The 19,458-nt window shown below is 45.3% G+C and carries 19 protein-coding genes; 17 read left to right on the top strand and 2 right to left on the bottom strand.

Translation table 11 applies throughout. The annotated features are described in order from the left end of the window. The first annotated feature begins 20 nt into the window (after positions 1–20). The 10 genes from flhA to ACFO4O_RS07030 all read left to right on the top strand — a co-directional run bounded on the left by flhA (position 21) and on the right by ACFO4O_RS07030 (position 10,926). Positions 21–2,120 carry a flagellar biosynthesis protein FlhA gene (gene flhA, locus ACFO4O_RS07075; protein WP_382406875.1) on the top strand — a complete coding sequence of 700 codons (2,100 nt, stop codon included), beginning with the start codon at positions 21–23 and terminating at the stop codon, positions 2,118–2,120. Between the two features lie 49 nt (positions 2,121–2,169). Beyond that, positions 2,170–3,570, top strand: a complete 1,401-nt coding sequence (gene flhF / locus ACFO4O_RS07070) for a flagellar biosynthesis protein FlhF (protein ID WP_382406873.1) — start codon at positions 2,170–2,172, stop codon at positions 3,568–3,570. Continuing rightward, positions 3,567–4,418, top strand: coding sequence for a MinD/ParA family ATP-binding protein (locus tag ACFO4O_RS07065; RefSeq protein ID WP_382406871.1), 852 nt, complete (start codon positions 3,567–3,569; stop codon positions 4,416–4,418). The genes flhF and ACFO4O_RS07065 overlap by 4 nt, the downstream gene beginning before the upstream one ends. A 9-nt stretch (positions 4,419–4,427) precedes the next feature. After that, a complete protein-coding gene (locus ACFO4O_RS07060; RefSeq protein WP_382406869.1) occupies positions 4,428–5,156 on the top strand; it encodes an RNA polymerase sigma factor FliA in 729 nt (242 codons plus the stop codon). 71 nt (positions 5,157–5,227) lie between these two features. After that, positions 5,228–5,611 carry a chemotaxis response regulator CheY gene (gene cheY / locus ACFO4O_RS07055; RefSeq protein WP_382406867.1) on the top strand — a complete coding sequence of 128 codons (384 nt, stop codon included), beginning with the start codon at positions 5,228–5,230 and terminating at the stop codon, positions 5,609–5,611. Between the two features lie 25 nt (positions 5,612–5,636). Beyond that, positions 5,637–6,410 (top strand): protein phosphatase CheZ, encoded by a 774-nt coding sequence (locus tag ACFO4O_RS07050; RefSeq protein WP_382406865.1) that lies wholly within the window; start codon positions 5,637–5,639, stop codon positions 6,408–6,410. A 12-nt stretch (positions 6,411–6,422) separates the two neighbouring features. Further along, positions 6,423–8,687 (top strand): chemotaxis protein CheW, encoded by a 2,265-nt coding sequence (locus ACFO4O_RS07045; RefSeq protein ID WP_382406864.1) that lies wholly within the window; start codon positions 6,423–6,425, stop codon positions 8,685–8,687. A gap of 226 nt (positions 8,688–8,913) precedes the next feature. Beyond that, on the top strand, positions 8,914–9,684 hold the full coding sequence (locus tag ACFO4O_RS07040; RefSeq protein ID WP_382406862.1) for a ParA family protein: 771 nt from the start codon (positions 8,914–8,916) through the stop codon (positions 9,682–9,684). Then, complete coding sequence (locus ACFO4O_RS07035; protein WP_382406860.1) at positions 9,674–10,429, top strand: chemotaxis protein CheW; 756 nt, start codon at positions 9,674–9,676, stop codon at positions 10,427–10,429. The genes ACFO4O_RS07040 and ACFO4O_RS07035 overlap by 11 nt, the downstream gene beginning before the upstream one ends. Positions 10,430–10,434: 5 nt before the next feature. Further along, the gene (locus ACFO4O_RS07030; RefSeq protein ID WP_382406858.1) at positions 10,435–10,926 is read left to right on the top strand and encodes a chemotaxis protein CheW; all 492 of its coding nucleotides are present in this window, start codon (positions 10,435–10,437) and stop codon (positions 10,924–10,926) included. 260 nt (positions 10,927–11,186) lie between these two features. On the opposite strand, the gene ACFO4O_RS07025 is transcribed toward ACFO4O_RS07030, so the two are convergent. After that, entirely contained in the window at positions 11,187–12,440 is a 1,254-nt protein-coding gene (locus tag ACFO4O_RS07025; protein ID WP_382406856.1) for an acyltransferase family protein, read from the bottom strand. 148 nt (positions 12,441–12,588) lie between these two features. Between ACFO4O_RS07025 and ACFO4O_RS07020 the strand changes: the two genes are divergently transcribed. Continuing rightward, on the top strand, positions 12,589–13,473 hold the full coding sequence (locus ACFO4O_RS07020; RefSeq protein ID WP_382406854.1) for a LytTR family DNA-binding domain-containing protein: 885 nt from the start codon (positions 12,589–12,591) through the stop codon (positions 13,471–13,473). A 157-nt stretch (positions 13,474–13,630) separates the two neighbouring features. Here ACFO4O_RS07020 and ACFO4O_RS07015 read toward each other — a convergent pair whose 3' ends face one another. Then, positions 13,631–13,762 carry a hypothetical protein gene (locus ACFO4O_RS07015; protein WP_382406853.1) on the bottom strand — a complete coding sequence of 44 codons (132 nt, stop codon included), beginning with the start codon at positions 13,760–13,762 and terminating at the stop codon, positions 13,631–13,633. A 100-nt stretch (positions 13,763–13,862) separates the two neighbouring features. Here ACFO4O_RS07015 and ACFO4O_RS07010 point away from each other — a divergent pair, with 100 nt between their 5' ends. The 6 genes from ACFO4O_RS07010 (at position 13,863) to ACFO4O_RS06985 (ending at position 19,441) form a co-directional block, all read left to right on the top strand. Then, on the top strand, positions 13,863–14,300 hold the full coding sequence (locus ACFO4O_RS07010; RefSeq protein WP_382406851.1) for a DUF2802 domain-containing protein: 438 nt from the start codon (positions 13,863–13,865) through the stop codon (positions 14,298–14,300). Positions 14,301–14,649: 349 nt separating this feature from the next. Continuing rightward, positions 14,650–16,617 carry a vWA domain-containing protein gene (locus tag ACFO4O_RS07005; protein ID WP_382406850.1) on the top strand — a complete coding sequence of 656 codons (1,968 nt, stop codon included), beginning with the start codon at positions 14,650–14,652 and terminating at the stop codon, positions 16,615–16,617. Positions 16,618–16,668: 51 nt separating this feature from the next. Continuing rightward, positions 16,669–17,385 (top strand): sigma-70 family RNA polymerase sigma factor, encoded by a 717-nt coding sequence (locus ACFO4O_RS07000; RefSeq protein ID WP_382406848.1) that lies wholly within the window; start codon positions 16,669–16,671, stop codon positions 17,383–17,385. Next, positions 17,378–18,439, top strand: a complete 1,062-nt coding sequence (locus ACFO4O_RS06995) for a hypothetical protein (protein ID WP_382406846.1) — start codon at positions 17,378–17,380, stop codon at positions 18,437–18,439. The genes ACFO4O_RS07000 and ACFO4O_RS06995 overlap by 8 nt, the downstream gene beginning before the upstream one ends. Further along, positions 18,432–18,968: a YchJ family protein gene (locus ACFO4O_RS06990; protein ID WP_382406844.1), complete on the top strand. Its 537-nt coding sequence runs from the start codon at positions 18,432–18,434 to the stop codon at positions 18,966–18,968. Before ACFO4O_RS06995 ends, ACFO4O_RS06990 begins: the two co-directional genes overlap by 8 nt. A 95-nt stretch (positions 18,969–19,063) precedes the next feature. Continuing rightward, positions 19,064–19,441 carry a hypothetical protein gene (locus ACFO4O_RS06985; RefSeq protein WP_382406842.1) on the top strand — a complete coding sequence of 126 codons (378 nt, stop codon included), beginning with the start codon at positions 19,064–19,066 and terminating at the stop codon, positions 19,439–19,441. Positions 19,442–19,458: the final 17 nt, after the last annotated feature.

Raw genomic sequence — 19,458 nt, 5'->3', positions numbered from 1 at the left:
AGTAGTCAAAAATTTGTTGTATGCAATTAGCCTCTTATTTTCAGCGAGTTGATAAAAATCAGCTAAAACAGTTTGCCTCTGGTTTAGGTGCTCCGATTGTTGTTTTAGCACTTATGGGGATGGTTATTTTACCGATGCCTGCGGTGCTGCTTGACGTATTGTTTAGCTTCAATATCGCGCTTTCGCTGGTCATAATTTTGGTCTGTATTTTTACCTCACGTCCTATCGATTTTGGTATTTTCCCCCTTGTTTTACTGGTGGCTACGGTCCTTCGGCTGGCGCTGAATGTGGCGTCAACGCGGGTGGTCTTGCTTGAAGGGCATGAAGGTGGTGACGCTGCCGGAAAAGTTATTCAAGCCTTTGGCGAAGTGGTAATTGGCGGCAACTATGCAGTAGGGGTAGTGGTCTTTGCCATTTTATTAATCATCAACTTTAAAGTAGTGACCGCAGGGGCTGGCCGTATATCGGAGGTAAATGCTCGATTTACCCTAGATGCGATGCCAGGCAAACAAATGGCAATTGATGCAGACTTAAATGCCGGCTATATCGACCAAGACCAAGCGCGCCAGCGACGCGAAGAAATCACCGCTGAGGCTGATTTTTACGGGTCGATGGACGGTGCGTCAAAATTCGTAAAAGGCGATGCTGTGGCAGGCCTTTTCATCATGATGATTAACATCGTGGGTGGCTTATTTATTGGCATGTATCAACACGGCCTAGATTTTTCTAACGCGATGCAAGTCTATACCATGCTGACCATTGGCGATGGCCTTGTGGCGCAAATTCCCTCTTTGTTACTGTCGGTCGCAACTGCCATCATCGTGACGCGTGAAAATGACACGCAAGAAATGGGCGCAGAGATTCAAGAGCAGCTGTCAAATAAGCAAGCACTTTATATTACCGCCGGTATTTTATTTATTATGGGTATTGTGCCGGGCATGCCGCATTTTGCCTTCTTGTCGTTTGCAGCCTTGGTCGGGGGCTACGCGTATTATCGCGAACATCAACGCAAACTTGCACTGGAAGATGCTGCTAGGGTAGAGGCTCTCCCAGAGGTGTCAAAAGGCACGCAAGAAGTTAAAGAGCTTGGTTGGGATGATGTTCAGCAGGTAGATATCATTGGGTTAGAAGTAGGTTATCGCCTGATCCCTCTGGTAGACAAATCACAAGGCGGGGAGCTACTCACGCGTATTAAAGGTGTGCGTAAAAAGCTTTCGCAAGAGTTGGGCTTCTTAATTCCACCTGTTCACATAAGAGACAACTTAGACTTTTCTCCAAATGCTTACACCATCTCGATGTTAGGCGTTAGCGTAGGCGATGCAGAGGTGACACATGACAGTGAACTGGCGATTAACCCAGGTCAGGTTTTTGGCACTCTTGAAGGAAAAGTCACAAAAGACCCGGCATTTGGCCTTGATGCGGTATGGATTAAAGCCAGTCAGCGCGACCATGCACAAACATTAGGCTACACGGTAGTCGATTCAGCCACCGTGATAGCAACCCATTTAAGTCAGTTGCTCACCAATCATGCTCATCAACTTCTTGGTCATGAAGAGGTACAGCAGCTATTAGATATGCTTGAGAAAACACATCCGAAACTAGTTGAAGGCTTAGTACCAGATATTTTGCCGCTAAGCACGGTGGTGAAAGTCTTACAAACGCTCTTATTTGAGGGTGTGCCCATTCGCGATATGCGCACCATCGTGCAAACCCTAGCCGAGTTCGGGCCAAAGAGCCAAGACCCTGACGTTTTGGTGTCAGCACTTCGCATCGCGTTAAAGCGTTTAATTGTTCAGGACATCACAAGCGGCGCGATGGAAATTCCGGTAATCACGTTGGCACCAGATTTGGAACAGATGTTGCATAAGTCACTTCAAGCAGGCGGAGAAGATGGCGCAGGCATTGAACCAGGCCTCGCTGAAAAGCTGCAAGATTCTCTTGGTGAGGCATATCAACAGCAAGAATTAGCAGGCGAGCCTGCAGTGCTGCTGACCTCGGGTATGTTACGCCCAGTTTTGTCTAGGTTCTTAAAGCAGTCGGTTAGTGGATTACATGTTTTGTCATATCAAGAAATACCTGACGACAAACAGATAAAAATAGTGTCATCGGTCGGTCAATAAACTGACACGTGCTCAACACGAAAGAGCCTAAAATATTAATGAGGAATGTATGAAGATTAGACGTTTTTTTGGCAAAGATATGCGCGAAGCTCTCAAGCAAGTTAAAGACGAGCTAGGTGGCGAAGCGGTTATTATGTCTAATAAGAAGGTATCTGGTGGTGTTGAGCTAGTTGCTGCGGTAGACCCAGCTCCTAATAACACCGCTTCTGCACAAACCTCACCTAAAGGCCAGTTGCACAAACCCACGCCTAGCTTGAGCGAGGTCATAGGCGACGACATTCCCGATTCTTTGCAGGCCTTACTCGCTAAACAGCATGAAAAGCAACATAGCCAGCAGGGCGCAAGCGCTCAAAATTACCATAAAGCCAGTGATTCAAAACAAGCGCAAGTGCTACAGCAGCGTGAAGCGCAAAGAGCCGATGAATCTATGGTTCGTTCGCCCGCTTTTGTGGAATCGATGAGTGACGATATTGCTTTAGAGAACTCTCAAGCGGCCAGCTTAACACCGCCGCCCAGCGTGCTTGAACCTGATCAAATGGATACCATTAGAGCAGAGCTGGAATCGATTAAAAACGTATTAAAGTTTCAAGTGTCGGAGCTTGCTGACGAACGTAAAAAGCGTCATAACCCCACTCATCACTATTTACATGAACAATTGCTTGGGATGGGTTTGGGCAGCAAACTTGCCCGTCAGTTTATTGATTTTCTGCCGCACAATGTAGACGAAAAGCAAGGCTGGAAATATTTACTAAACCTGCTTTCTAATCGCCTTCATGTAGGTGGAAACGACATCCTAAATCAATCTGGTGTAGTGGCACTCGTTGGCCCAACTGGCACGGGTAAGACGACAACCTTAGCAAAGCTTGCCGCAAAGTATGCGCAAAAATATGGCGCTGACCAAGTCGCTATGGTGACCATCGATACCTACCGTATCGCTGCATTTGAGCAACTTGCAACGTATGGCCGAATAATTGGCTGTAGCGTCAAAAAAGCGCAAAGCGCAGAAGAGCTTAATCAACTGCTTTATCAAATGCGCAACAAAAAACTCGTGCTTATTGACACTGCCGGCTTCAGCCAGCGTGATGCACGTTTAATCGAACAACTTAACGAATATGAAACAGGCTTGTCTGTGAATATTCGCAAATATCTGGTATTGCCAGCAGGCGCTCAATATCAAGTGCTAAATCAAACCGTAAAAGCCTATCACAGTACCGATATTCAAGGCTGTATTTTTACCAAACTCGACGAATGCTACAGCCTTGGTGAAGCGCTTAGCGTCGTCATTGAGAATGATTTATCACTTAGTTATGTGACCGACGGCCAGCGCGTGCCAGAAGATATCAAACTTGCAGATTCCGCTAATTTGACCCTTGTAGCCGCCAAGCTTTATAAAAAGTATGGCTTGCCTATGCAAGGTCAGGAGCCTGCCGTTAACGCTGGTGGCCTATGATAATCGACCAAGCAAGCAGCCTGAGAACCATGAATCAGACTAAACAAATTAAAGTAATCGCTGTAACCGGCGGCAAAGGCGGAGTGGGTAAGACTAACTTAACGCTCAACCTTGCTGTGTCAGCGGCTAAACAAGGCCAGCGAGTGATGGTGCTAGATGCCGACCTCGGCTTGGCGAATGTGGATGTCATGCTCGGTTTGCGCGTTGAAAGAAACTTATCGCATGTACTCTCAGGTGAATGCACCTTAGATGAAGTGCTCGTCACAGGCCCCTACGGCATGAAGATTGCGCCCGCGACCTCAGGCAGCAAGTCGATGGCGGAGCTAGGCACACACGAACATGCAGGCTTAATTCGAGCATTTAGTGAGCTGCAAACACCCATCGATATGATGTTGGTAGATACCGCGGCAGGCATATCTGACATGGTAGTGAGCTTTTCGCGAGCTGCCCAAGACGTCATCATTGTGGTATGCGACGAACCGACCTCGCTTACTGATGCCTATGCGCTAATTAAAATTTTGAATCGAGAGCACGGAGTATTTAAGTTCAAGGTCGTTGCCAATATGGTGCGCTCTGAGCGGGAAGGACGTGAGCTCTTTAGTAAACTATCAAAGGTTACGGGCAGATTTTTAGATGTCGCTCTTGAGTTGGTAAGTATTATCCCCTTTGATGAAAACGTAAGAAAAGCAATACGAAAGCAAACCGCGATTGTGGATGCTTTTCCTGGGTCGCCAGCCGCTAAAGCCATTGCGAAATTGGCTGAACGCACGTCGACATGGCCCATTCCGACGCAAGCAGGCGGACACCTTGAGTTTTTCATTGAAAATCTCGTGTCCTTGCATGAGTAGGTAATTAAAGTGAGTAATAAAGTGACAGTATATCAACAGCAAGTAGACAAAAACCAATTGGTTGAGCGCCATGCTCCTCTGGTGAAACGCATTGCGCATCACCTGATGGCAAGGCTTCCGGCAAGCGTGTTAATCGACGATCTGATCCAGTCTGGCATGATAGGCTTACTTGAGGCCGCGCGCAATTTTGACGGCTCCAAGGGAGCCAGTTTCGAGACATTTGCCGGTATACGTATACGCGGAGCGATGCTTGATGAAATTCGCAAAGGCGACTGGACACCTAGGTCGGTGCATAAAAACTCTCGAGCGATTACTGAGGCAATTAACTTAGTTGAACGCGAGACCGGCCGAGATGCCAGAGATACCGAAGTCGCAGAAATTATGAATGTGTCGGTGCAGGAATATCACCAAATGCTCAATGAAGTAAATGCCGGAAAATTGGTGGGTATTGAGGATTTAGGCGTGAGTGAAGACGTGCTCACCAACGAAGAAAACAAAGGCGCCGACAAACCTTTTGAAGAAATGATGCAAGGATCATTTCAGAAAGCGCTAGCTCGGGCGATAACAACATTACCAGAGCGTGAAGCGATTGTGCTGTCTTTGTATTACGATGAAGAGTTAAACCTGCGTGAAATTGGCGAAGTGCTTGAGGTGAGTGAATCTCGGGTGAGTCAAATACATAGTCAGGCAATGTTAAAACTTAAAGCAAAAATGCAGTCTTGGCGTACCGTTCAATAACACAGCAGCGTGTTTGTGAAAGTAAGACTATTTAAATAGATTAAATGAAATGTTCCATTGCGGAGGTAGTTTTGGATAAGAATATGAAAATCCTTGTTGTTGATGATTTTTCAACAATGCGGCGCATCATTAAAAACCTGCTGAAAGACTTAGGCTTTACTAATGTTCAAGAAGCGGATGACGGTAATACGGCTTTGCCTATGCTGAATCAGGGCGATTTCGACTTTGTCGTGACCGACTGGAATATGCCGGGCATGCAGGGTATTGACTTGCTCAGAGCGATTCGTAAAGACGATAAGTTGAAGCATCTACCGGTTTTGATGGTGACTGCTGAAGCGAAAAAAGAGCAAATCGTTGCGGCCGCGCAAGCGGGTGTAAACGGCTATGTTGTTAAGCCCTTTACTGCAGCCACGCTAAAAGAGAAGTTGGACAAAATCTTCGAACGTCTAGGCTAACAATCGCTTAAAGAGGTGACGTCCTATGACGAATGAAGCATCGCTCATTTCGCTAGAAGAAGCGAAAGCGCTAGTTGCACACTTAGAGTCAGACGAGATTGAATCTGCCAATAATATTGTGCACAGCATTACCCTAAGAGAATCTACGGAATTATTCTCAGAGGTGGGTAAATTAACACGCCAACTACACGATTCGTTGAGCAACTTTCAGCTCGATGAACGCATTTCAAGTTTGACCAAGCTGCAAATTCCTGACGCTCGCTCACGGCTAGAGTACGTGATTGAAGAAACAGAAAAAGCGGCAAACTCTACCATGGACGCTGTTGAACGCAGCATGCCAATAGCAGAAGCACTCAACGGCCGCTTATCGAGCGTTCTGCCTGAATGGAAGAAGCTAATGTCGCGCCAAATTGAACTCGGCGAATTTAAAAGCCTGTGTTTAGATTTAGATAAATTACTAAGCGATGCCCATGAAGATTCTGCCACATTAAATTCTATGCTCACCGAAGTGCTCATGGCACAGGGGTATCAAGACCTCACCGGCCAAGTTATACGACGAGTTATTGAGCTGGTAAAAGACGTGGAAGAGTCCTTAGTTGATATGTTGTCAGCATTCAGCGAAGAAGAAGCTAAAAAAGAGCGCCACGAAAAGGGTGTTGAAAAAGTTAGCGCTCAACCTTCTGAGAAATCTGACGATAAAGTTAAAGCCGAAGGGCCAATTATTGATGCAGCTAATCGCGACGACGTGGCACAAAGCCAAGATGATGTTGACGATTTACTGTCTAGCTTAGGTTTTTAGGGGAGCAAACGAATGTCGTTTGAAGTTGACGAGGATATCTTGCAAGACTTTCTGGTGGAAGCCGGAGAAATCTTAGAACAATTGCAAGAGCAGCTCGTAGATTTAGAAAATAATCCAGAGGATTCAGATTTACTGAACGCTATATTCCGTGGCTATCACACGGTAAAAGGCGGTGCAGGTTTCTTGTCTCTTGGCGAGCTAGTCGACATTTGTCACGGCGCTGAAAACGTGTTTGACGTAATGCGCAATGGCCAACGCACGTTAACCCCCGAATTAATGGATGTTATCTTGCAAGCAACCGACGTGGTAGTTGAGATGTTTGAGCAAGTCAAAGCGCGTGAACCTCTCACGCCTGCACCTGCTCACTTAATCGACTTGCTACATAAGTTGAGTGCGCCTGAAACTCCCGACGAAAAAATATTTGATACTGACGCCCAGCCTGCCGAACAAGCCCAAGCCGCTGCCCCAGTTGAACCAGAACCTACGCCGGTTGAAGTCAGCAATGATGCGCCAGTGGTAGATAAGCCCGCGGCGAGCGGCGGCGACGGTATTGATGAGATTACCGAAGACGAATTTGAAGCCTTACTCGATGAGCTTCATGGCGGTTCGCCCAGTGCACCTGCACCGGCAAAAACAGACGAACCAAGTGTTGATACTGCTGATAGCAGCGACGGTGATATTAGCGACGACGAATTTGAGGCGCTTTTAGACGACCTGCACGGTAAAGGAAGCTTTAAAGCTACTCCAGCGGCCGAAGTACAAGCCGCACCTGATGAAAAAGCCTCATCGGGCAACGATGATGAAATCACTGACGAAGAATTTGAAGCACTACTTGACGATTTACACGGGTCAGGTAAGTCACCCATTGCCTCAGTAAGCAAAGCAGGCGAGGCTGATTCAGCTAGCGCCAATGCGCCCACTAAAGCGGATACCGAAAGTAAACCGGCGGCGCAAACGCCCAGTGCAAACCCGGCCGAAAAAACCGGCGAAAGCGCAAGCGCTGAACCTAGTAATAAAGCAAGCGAGAAACCTGCAGCACCTGCACCAAGCGCGGCTGCTAAAGCGCCAGCAGCGGCAAAAGCGCCGGCTAAAAAATCAGATAAACCTGCCGCACCGCAAGCCGAAACTACTGTGCGTGTTGATACCAAACGTCTCGACCAAATTATGAATATGGTGGGTGAGCTCGTATTGGTGCGAAACCGATTGTTGAGCCTTGGTATTAATAATGCTGATGAAAGCATGTCGAAAGCCATCGCAAATTTAGATGTAGTAACGGGCGATTTGCAGGGCGCGGTAATGAAAACTCGCATGCAGCCTATTAAAAAGGTATTTGGCCGCTTCCCGCGAGTTGTGCGCGACTTAGCACGGACTTTGAAAAAAGAAATTACATTGGTTCTTGAAGGTGAAGAGACCGATTTAGATAAAAACCTCGTGGAGGCTTTGGCCGACCCACTCGTGCATTTGGTAAGAAACTCTGTAGATCACGGCATCGAAATGCCGGCAGATCGCGAGGCCTCAGGTAAGCCCAGAATGGGTACCGTGCGCCTAGCCGCGTCGCAAGAGGGCGATCATATTTTGTTGACCATTGCCGATGACGGCAAGGGCATGGACGCAGAAAAGCTAAAAGAAATTGCCATAAGTCGTGGTGTGTTAGATGCTGACTCTGCAGCAAGAATGTCGGATGTAGAAGCATTCAACTTAATATTTGCACCGGGCTTTTCAACCAAAACTGAGATCAGTGATATTTCTGGTCGTGGTGTTGGCATGGATGTGGTCAAGACTAAAATTAACCAGCTCAACGGGTCTGTAAATATCAACTCGGAGCTGGGTAAAGGCACGACGCTTGAAATAAAAGTACCGCTTACCCTAGCTATTTTGCCGACGCTCATGATTGTGGTTGGCAAACAAACATTTGCGCTGCCTTTGGGCGCGGTCAATGAAATTATCAATATGGATTTAAAACGCACCAACACCGTTGACGGACAGTTGACTATGATTGTGCGCTCAAAAGCCATACCGCTGTTTTATTTGAACGACTGGCTCAACCCCATGCGCCCAGTTGAAGACCGTTCCGCAGGCCACGTAGTGGTAGTGCAGATTGGCACCCAGCAAATTGGCTTTGTAGTGGACTCGTTAATTGGTCAGGAAGAAGTGGTCATTAAACCATTAGATGCTTTGCTGCAAGGAACGGCAGGTATGGCCGGTGCGACCATTACATCTGATGGGGGCATTGCGCTGATATTGGATATTCCAAATCTATTAAAACGCTATGCATAATAAGCTGTTGTTAGAGGCCATGTGAGCCTTTACAGACAACAATTAAAAATCGCGCTCACTACAGCGCGATTTTTTTATCTCAAAAGCCGCCCGATGCTACTAGCTTAGAGTTTTCAACTGCCGGCTAAGGCTGATAATTATTAGCGATGCGCTGCGACATCTGTGCATGCTTCTTGCTTTGTTTATGTCACAGATTCTGTTTATGTCAAAGTGCTGCTAATTATCGATGAAAGTTTGGACAGTTGTTAATCAAAAAGGTGGCGTGGGTAAAACTACCAGCACTATTTCTATAGCTGGAAGCTTGTCGGCGCAGGGCTATAAGGTTTTATTGCTCGATTTAGACCCTCACGCCTCACTTACTTACTATTTAGGGTTTGACGCCGAGAATTTGACAAGTAGCTTATATGACGTGTTTTGCCAAACACCCAGCGAGCCCTTTGACATAAAACAAGCGCTGCAGGCCACTAAGATTAAAAACGTGGGCCTATTACCCTCGCATATTGCCTTGTCGACCTTAGACAAACGTTTTGGCACCGCACCAGGCAAAGGGCTTGTTATTAAAAAAGCCTTGGAACAACTGGGCTCGCAGTTTGACATTGCCATAATTGATTGTCCGCCGGTGCTTGGGGTGCTTATGGTTAATGGTTTAGTGGCCGCCAACGCCATTGTGGTGCCAACACAAACAGAATACTTGGCGCTTAGGGGTCTTGACAGAATGTTACAAACCTTAGAGCAGCTCAAACCGACGCTGCAAGACGAGGTGCTCACTTTAGTGGTGGCGACGCTTTTTGACCGACGCGTGAATGCTTGTTTGGCCTCATATACGAAGATGCGAGACAATTATAAGGCGCATATGTGGCGCGGCTATATTCCGGTAGACACCAAATTCAGAGACGCCAGCCAGCAAGGGTTGCCGATAAACATGATAGTGAAAGACAGTCGCGGTGCGTTTGCCTACGATAAGCTAACCAACGAGCTACTTAAATATGCCGCATGAAAGCGCGAAACAGGCCATGCAAAGCTACCTGCAGGCACTTACGCATACGGAAGAGGCAAAGGTAAGCGATGAGCTCGCCGCCGCAGCTCGATTACTAGAAACCGCAAACCAAGCACTTTTGCAAGAAAGTCCTGAAGTGGCAAGCGATTCAGCAATAAACGAGATTGATAGTAAAGAAATTGCGATTGCGGTCGAAACAGTAAACAGAGAAGCAAAGCTTGAGCTTATGCCGTTAAAGCAAAAGCTGCCGCCGAGGTTTCATGCGCTATTTTTTGAAGTAGCAGGTTTAACTTTAGCAATTCCGTTGGTTGAATTAGGCGGGATCATTGCTTTGGATAGTGAAATTAATCCGTCAAAGGGTGCAAAGCACTCTGGGTTGAGTCCTATGCCAGGGCAAGCGCAGTGGTTGATGGGCGTGCTCGTGAAGCTAGATCAAAAGTATAATTGTGTAGATACAGCCCGCTGGATTATGCCCGAGAAGTATACTCAGGCGCTGGCCGACTCGCTCAACTATGCTTATGCTGTACAGTTAGGAAAAACGCCGTGGGTACTGGCCTGTTCAAAGTTAGCAGATACGCATGAACTCAGTCACGACGATATTAAATGGCGAGACCAAGACGCCAAACGGCCTTGGTTAGCTGGAATGATTAAACAGAAAATGTGTGCTTTAGTTGACGCAAGCCAGCTCATACGCTTGCTAGAAGCTAGGCCGACGAAAAACGCATCAAGTGTGGTAACGGAGTAAAATCTATGTCTGAAAAACAAGCGACAGCATCAGCTAGCGATCCAAATGATGAAGTCTTGCAGTGGGTAACCTATCGTCTTGACGAGGAAACCTACGGCATCAATGTGATGCAGGTGCAAGAAGTGCTGCGTTATACTGAAATTGCTCCAGTACCGGGTGCACCGAACTACGTAATGGGCATAATTAATTTGCGCGGCAACGTGGTGACGGTTATCGACACAAGAGCGCGCTTTGGATTGCCGCCATCAGAAATAACCGATAATTCACGAATTGTGATCATTGAGTCTGATGAACATGTGGTAGGTATTTTGGTAGACAGCGTGGCCGAAGTGGTTTATCTACGTTCATCTGAAATAGACAGCGCGCCAAATGTAGGCACAGAAGAAAGCGCTAAGTTTATTCAAGGCGTATCGAATCGTGACAATGAACTGTTGATTCTAGTAGACCTCAACAAACTGCTTAGCGACGACGAATGGGATGACGTGTTGGGCATGTAGCCCTATGTTTATCATCAGACAACTTTCTAGCGGCAGACAATCATATCTGCCGCTTAATTCTCAACGATATCCCACGTTTTTTCACGCATTCTTGTAGCCTTCGTACACACAATAAAACACAACCATCTTTCAGTTTATTGCTATTTCTGTGGCGCTAGCTGGACGTTGCGTTCAGTATCCATTCCACTTGGCATTAACAATATGGTTATTAATGCAGGGAAGCGTTTGTCTTTGCTTCAAATCAAGACCGGCAATTTACCTCATATAACTAAAGCTATCATCAAGGGTAGACAGACCAAAAATACAATAGTGTTAGTCAAACCACTTTGGTATGGGTCTGCCTTATTTTTCCATCGCATCCCAAAACAAATTCGTAAGATATTAAACCGAGCAATTGCCAATAATAATGCGGCGCAAATAAGAGGCGTCACCAGCATATTAATCCATATTTGATATTCGGCTGCTTGTATAAACGACACGGGACTTTTGGTAGGCAAACAAGTGGTAGCCACATAAGCCACAAAAATAATGACACTTTGATGCAAAACATACAGCCCAAAAACATAAGGATTCAGCGCTCTTATCAATGTATTTGGGTGATTTAGAAACCGATAAGATAAACCAAGGATAGCTAGCAATGGCAATATTTTGTTAGCAAGGTAGATAGTCTCGATGATAAGTGCAAGAGCTTGGTTGGCTTGATGCAGTTCATTTTGCCAAATAAGTACAAAACCAATTTGCAAACCCAAGATTGCTACAAGGCTTAAAATACACATGCTCACTAAGTGTCGAGAAAGGCTTTGCCAAAATGCTGCCTGCATGCCAAAACAATATCCAATGAGCAGCATCGTTAAGCCGTAGGACTCACGTACGTCTTCACCTTCTAAAAACGTCTCGATGACAGCAATTGGTATCGCAATGACCAATACAAGATAGACAATATTGGATGCAATCAATGAACAAACCTTTTTGACAAACGCCGATTTGAGAAAAGGCGACAATATCAATATCACCATGCTGTAGCGCCAAAGAGAGCGCAAAAACCAAAGATGATTCACATCAAAGCGCGGCCAAATTCCTGATGAATATTGCACAAAATAGTCTTGAGGTCTTATGTAAAAAGCATAAGCAAAGTCGATGAAGTCCAATGGCATGTCGCCAGCCTGTTTCATTTGCGCAAACAATTGGAACGGCACGACAAACAGCACGCCAATTAGCAATGGGAGTAAAATTTGATTGCTACGTTTAAGCGCTAAGCCAAACAAGCTTTTACCATGACACATATGAACAAAAGCCATGCCCGATATCAGCCATAATAGGCCCATACGCCAAGGAGAGGTCAATAACATAAACGATTGAATAAGGTCGCTGTTCAAGGGGTTTTTAAAGTGATACCCCCAATCAGGCACATACACCATGCCAATGTGATAAACCACCAGCACCCCAATGGCAAATACTCGCAACCAATCTAAACAGTGTAATCGAGGCATAGAGGCAGAATGAGACTCAACCATGTTTTCCCTTGTGTATTTTTTATAAAATGCGGTACATTGTAAAACGACATACTGCCACAAATAGTAACATTGCGATGTCATAAGTGCCTGAAAATAAAGTATAAGTGATAAGCGGTGGATAATAGGGACAAGCAGATAAGGCACTAGCATGTTTTTTTCAAAAATTCATTTTCAACAGCACAAAACTGTCTATGAGGCGAGTGCTTTGTGTTGCTATTTTGCAGTAGATGCAACAGTCAATGCTACTACTGTACTGATGGAAGATGCGCGCCAACTCACGCCATCATTCGAAAGTTGGGAGCCCTTTGTATGGGAATACTCTAGCGCATTTTCCTCATTTCTTATTATTCCTTTTATTGCTTGGTTTATGCGTCAATACAAATGGGATTGGCACTCGTTTAAAGTCAGTTTATTGAGATACATTTTAGCCGCCATCGTCTACAGCGTTTTACATGTGTCTCTTATGGTGTCAATGCGTGAATTTGCGTACTCCTTTACCTCAAGCAATTATGACTTTGCCCACAGCATACAAGCTCTTTTTTTTGAGTTGTTTTACGAACTGCGCAAAGACCTATGGAGCTTTTGTTTTTTTGTGGCGATGATTGCTATTTACCGCTTTTTAACATCTCAGTGGCTTGGCGATGCAAGTCCTCTGACTGAGCAAGCAAACACCAATGCCTCTGCAAACAATACAGAGACACTCGCAAGCCTCTTGCTAGTGAAAAAACTAGGAAAAGAGTTTATTGTAAAAAGCAAATATATCGAATGGGTAGAAGCTTGTGGAAATTACGCTAACTTGCATGTTCAAAGCCAGCTTTATCCAATGCGTATCACCTTGTCAGACTTAGTCGACAAAGGCAGTGCTCTGGGCTTAGTTCGGACCCACAAATCCTTTGCGGTTAATATTAACTATGTAGACTCGATTGAAACTCTTAGCAGTGGGGATGCCGAGATTATAATGCATTCAGGTAAAAAGATTAGACTCTCGCGGCGCTACAAAGAGGGTTTTGAGTCTTCAATAGTAAACATTTAATACTCTTTTAATGATGCGGTTAAAAAAAGAAATACAAGCAAGGAGTGCGTGTTTATTCTGCCACTACATACTTAAATAATCTCAACTCTAATATTGTGAGAATAAATAGTCGCTCTTGGCAATCGTAGATGTGCGTTATTAATAATTAGTCTGTATTTCACAGCGTGCTCAACTCAGGCTCATACGAACCGCTATGCTCAGACGTGAAGCTTTGGGTAAATTCGTATTGTCGGTCCTCTTCTCGCCAGTTTTCGACGCGGTGCGGCTCATATCTGATTTTCTGCTTCACCAGACCTAGGACCTTTCATGCTCATTGTAGCAGTGGACTTGAGCTTTACTACTTTCGCTATATAATCAAATACATATCTCCTTAAGCGCAAAGATGTATTATGCAAAGCTCGCCGGTATTGTTTATTAGCATTGCACTGTCACTATTATGTATCGTACTGGTAGTGGTGCAGTGGCTGTATGCAAAAAACATTAAGACTAAGCTTATGCAATCTGTCGGCCTTATCGATGAGTTGTATAAACTTAACACTTCACAATCAACGCAGCTTGAGAGTTTGCGGTCTGAACTCAATAAAAACAAAGCTTTAAATCAAGAGCTCAAAAAAGCTTATGGAAATTTTGAAAAAAACCTCGAAGCACAGCTTGAAAAGATGGGCGCAACTATTGAGCGGCTCGAAGAGCAAGACCCAGCTCTTAAAATGTATAGTAAAGCCAGCAAACTGGTGGAGCAGGGCGCCGACATGGATGACATTATTGAAGCAAGTGGTTTGCCCCGCGCCGAGGTAGAAGTACTCATTTCACTGCATGCCAGAAAGTAGTTTTCAAGTCCATGTGCTGAGCGACGAACACGACTGCTTGTAACATCCCGCTAATCTGAAGGGACAAAGAATACCGCTGTTAACGGCAGTACAAAAATGACACCTCATCAGAAACAACTTGGCAAGAACGCCTAGCAAAACATTCCTCGCTAAAAACGCAGAACCAAAAAACGCTCTGAAAACACCACAATAAAACACGAACAATAAAAATATAAAAAATAAAACCCTTTCTCAAAAGTCATCCGTTAGTAGCGCTTATACAGGCATGAACATTATTTGTGCCTATTTAAATTTTTTAAAAAATACCTTAACCAATTTCATAAGCAGCATTACCTAAAGGATGACAATAATGACCCACCGCAACGCGACATCAATCAAACACTTAAATCTAAGCGCTCTTTCGTTAGCAATTTTTTTAGCGAGTGGCTGTGCAGGCCCAGACACCAGAACTGAGAACAAAGTAGATAGTCTTTCTAAATCTCAGACAGAAACTAAAGCAGAAGCGAGCGTCAAAACAAACGCCGGGCGGGAACAATATGCTTCTGCTCAAGACTCATCCTCCGCAGACAAGGCACAATCGATTGAAAAGCGCGAAGTCAATTCCCTACAAACTACTTCCTTACAAACCAAGTCCCCACAACCTGTTCTGGCTGAGCATATGCCAGTAAACATGCCAGAACTCATGCATGAAAACACGCAGCGCAGTGCATTGCTTGGTGTCCGAACCCGCGCGCCCGCAAATATTCTTAACGACGCATCAGCAATAAGCGCAGCGTCTATGCCCGTCTATCATCTAGCTTATGATGATAGTCAAGCAAGTGAAGTGCAAAATGAACGCTATCAAAACATAGCGCAGAGCAGTGTCAAGCTTGTGAAAAACGAGCCGGTATCGACCTTTTCAGTAGACGTCGACACAGGTAGCTATACCAATACCAGACGCATGCTAAACCAAGGGCAATTGCCGCCGGCCGACGCGGTGCGGGTAGAGGAGTTTTTAAACTATTTTGATTATCAATACAGCACGCCAGAAAGCCCTGAGCAGGCATTTGTTATTGATACTGCCATAGCTAATGCGCCTTGGGATGAGGCTCGTCATATATTGCGCATTGGTTTAAATGCCTATGTTGATAAAAATGCGAGCGACGAGGGAAGCAACTTGGTATTTTTGCTCGATGTTTCAGGCTCTATGAATAATACCAACAAGTTACCGCTTTTAAAGCGCTCTTTGCTGATGCTCAGTAAACAACTAAGCGCTAAAGACAAGGTGTCTATAGTGGTATACGCCGGTGCTTCTGGAGTGGTCCTTAAGCCTACCGCGGGTAATGATCAGCAGGCCATAGCTAAGGCCTTGAACAGTTTACGAGCTGGCGGTTCAACCAATGGCGCAGCGGGTATAGAGCAGGCCTACCAACTTGCTGAGAGTGCCTTTATTGATGGTGGTATTAATCGCGTAATACTGGCGACCGATGGCGATTTTAATGTGGGTATGACCAATCATGAGGCCTTAATTGAGCTTATCGAGCAAAAAAGAGAAAAGGGCATTGCCCTAACAGCATTAGGCTTTGGTCAGGGCAACTATAACGATTACCTTATGGAGCAATTAGCCGACGCCGGAGACGGCAATTATGCTTACATCGACAACATTAACGAAGCGCGCAAAGTTTTGGTAAATCAACTACGTTCAACGATGCAAATTGTTGCTAAAGATGTAAAAGTGCAGGTTGAGTTTAATCCGGCTGTAGTGTCGGAATATCGATTAATTGGGTATGATAATCGTGCGCTTGCAAATGAAGATTTTAACAATGATAAGGTGGATGCTGGCGACATTGGCGCCGGACACAAAGTAACCGCACTCTATGAGGTGGTGCTGCATGGCAGCGAGAGCCCTTATTTTGAGCCCTTAAAATACCAAGCGCGCGGACCTAGGATTGACACCGCAGATTTAAAAGAGCTTGCTCAAATTAAGCTTAGATACAAGGCGATACACAACAATAAAAGCGATGATGAGAGTCGCTTGCTTGTGCAAACAGTAAACGAAGCGCAGATTAGCCCTTTTGAGCAGCAAGATACGGAATTTAAGTTTGCTGTAGCGGTAGCAAATTTTGCCGAACAGCTTAAAAGTAGCAAGTATGCGGGTAATTTGGGCTTAGATTGGATAGCCCATGCGGCTAATGAGGCGAAAGGCAAAGACGAATTTGGATATAGGCATGAGTTTGTGCAGCTCGTAAAAACAGCACAAGCATTGGATTTACTGTCTAATAGTCAAACAAGCACAAATGCGCAGGTGCTGGCAAATGTCGATGCGGCCGAAAAATAAAAGAACCAAACGAGCCTTAGCCGTCCAATTTAATAAACATGGAGATAGGCCTTGAAACAAGTCAGTAACGAAGACTTGATGTTGCAGTACAAAGGTGGCAATTTTGCCGCCTTTGAGCAGCTTTACGCTAAAAATAAAGGTCCGCTGTACCGTTACTTGCGCAGGCAACTGCACAATAAAAATCTCGTGGACGACATGTTCCAAGACGTGTGGGGTAAGGTGGTTAGCCATGCCCACAGTTATGAGGCGTCGGCCAAATTTACAACGTGGCTATTTACGATTGCCAGGCACAAGCTTATTGATCATATCCGCCATTTAAAGTCAGTGCCTAAAGCGCACCTTCCAAGCAATCATGTAACAAATCACAGTGCAGACGGCGCTACAGACCATGCTAGCGATGCATATCATGACAATTGTGATGACGGATTTTTCAATTTTCAGTCTGAACATGAGCATGAACATGCCAATAATCGCGACCTAGGCTCTACACCAGAGTCAGCTTTTGAACAAAGAGCGCAAAAAGAAGCTATTTTACAATGTCTCAATCAGCTACCTAAGCATCAGCTCGACTGCTTTTTGCTAAAAGAAGAAGCAGCGCTCACTGCCGCCGACATTGCGGTGGTGGTCGACGCTAGCTTAGAGGCGGTAAAAAGCCGATTTCGGGCAGCCTATAGCAACTTGAGAGCGTGTTTAGCGCGCAAATTAGATATAAGTGGTTTAGTGCAGCCCGTTGCCGATGCCAATTTAAAGAGGCAGAGCCATGAGTGATAGCCGCGACATGAGCGACAAAAACCGAAAAAACAATGACGATATAGATATTGTCTCTGGACTTTACCAAGAGCTTGAAAAAGAAATACCGTCTAATGATTTAGATAAACGAATTTTGGCTATGGCAAAAGCTCACAGCCGGAGTCAAGATGTTCGTAAAAATGCTGATGCAACTTCCCAACAAGATAAAAAGAAAGCACCTAAACGTTCATTTTTAGCATGGCAGTACAGCGGCGCCGTTGCCGCCAGTATTTTGTTAGTTGTGCTATTGGTGCAGGATATGCCGTGGGATTATATATCGGAACAGGACATGCGCGGGCAGCAAGAATCCTTCGACCACGCATTAAGTGCACCTATCATTGCGAGCGACAGCCAAGTAAATGCACCAGAAGTTACAGCCGAGGAAGTCACTACTCAGGCTCTACAAATTCCTGCATCTGTAGAACAAGCCAAACGCATGGGCACGGCTGACTTGTTTGCTGAAAGTGCACCGTCGCCAAGCAATGCGCGGCTTGAGGCTCGAGCGCAGAAATCTGAGGTGCTGGAATCGGAGGTACTGGAATCGCAGGTAATGCAATCCATTATTCAAACCAATATTCCGACCCCCAAAGCAAGCAGCACCAGTATGAGAGTGCAAGCACTTGAAGAAAAAGCGGAGATCATTTTTACTGCACTTATGGCTTATTTACAGCCTGAAGGGGCAAATCAGCTGGGCATGGAGGATGAGGTGGTCAGCGAGCTCGGTAGTGAGCTAAACACTCAGATAAACAACGAGATAAACAAAGAGAAAAACAATGAGCTAGACGGTTCATTGCTCGAGACTCAGCCTGCACGCAAAGACAATAACCAGGCGGCTGCCGAAGCTGAAATACAAGCCAGAAGTGACGCTAAAGCCCAAGTTGATTTTCAAGACAAACAATTGCTTCTATTCAACACACTGCAAGAGCTCAAAAATGAGCAAGTAAACTGGCGTTTAGATGATAAATACCTGTTAGTCTTGTCAGCAGAGCAAGTCGATGCGCTGAATCACAAAGCAGAGCTAAAAAATGAATAAATCTATTAGTTTAGACAGCACCACTGATAAGGCTAATCACAACATCAATCAAAACTCACGTTCAACCTTACCATGTCCGTGTAAGAGCCAAGCATCGTTTGAGCGTTGTTGCCAGCCCCTATTGAAAGGTGAAAAACCAACTGGCAGCGCTGAAGCGCTTATGCGTTCTCGCTACAGCGCATACTGCATTGGCGATTATGCGTATATCGCGCACACTTACTCCGAGCGTGCGCGTATAGAGCAAAACATCACTGCAGAGGCTTTACGCGAGAGCGCTGGCACAACCATTTGGCTACATTTAAGTATCGTTGAGGCGAGCCAAGATACTGTTGAATTCAAAGCGTTTTCAAAAGAAAAAGCGACTGTTTACTGCATGCATGAACGTTCATACTTTGTGAAAGAAAACGAGCAATGGCGCTATGACAGCGGGGATATGCTTGGTGACAGCGGCAGGCTTAAAATTAAAAGAAATGACGCATGTATTTGTGAAAATGGTAAAAAATTTAAGCATTGCTGCGAGCGCCGATGACGCAAATTGGTACTACGCAAAATGGGTACTAATTACCAAGCAAACCGTAATTATCAGAGCATGCATATCTTCGTAAACAATATGGAAACCAAATAATGAAAAAAGCCCTTGTGGTCATTAGCCTAATCGCTGTGTTTATCGCTGCATTTATTTGGTCGTTGCCAGCGTCGATTGATAACGATTTAAGTAAAATTGGAAATGGCAAAAAGTCGGTCGTCTTTATTTATGATTTAAACCGAGTGGTGAGCAACCAGCAAACCATCGAGATTAACAAAGCGAGGGAGGAAATTGACGGCGATGTAAACTTTTTAGTCGCCCGTACTGGCTACCCTGAAACCGACGAGATAATAAAAACTTACGACGCGCAAAGTGCTGAACTCTTATTTTTTGATGAGAGTGGAGCGCTGTTTACTCGTAAGTTTGCGCTCGTTGATGCAGCACAATTGAAAGCAATAACGCGCGGGGATGACTAGACTTGCCGGCAGAATAC

The sequence above is a fragment of the Glaciecola siphonariae genome (assembly GCF_042652645.1).
GTDB lineage: Bacteria > Pseudomonadota > Gammaproteobacteria > Enterobacterales > Alteromonadaceae > Glaciecola > Glaciecola siphonariae.
The sequence above is the reverse complement of the archived record's forward strand: the minus strand, read 5'-3'. Positions and strand labels throughout refer to the sequence as shown.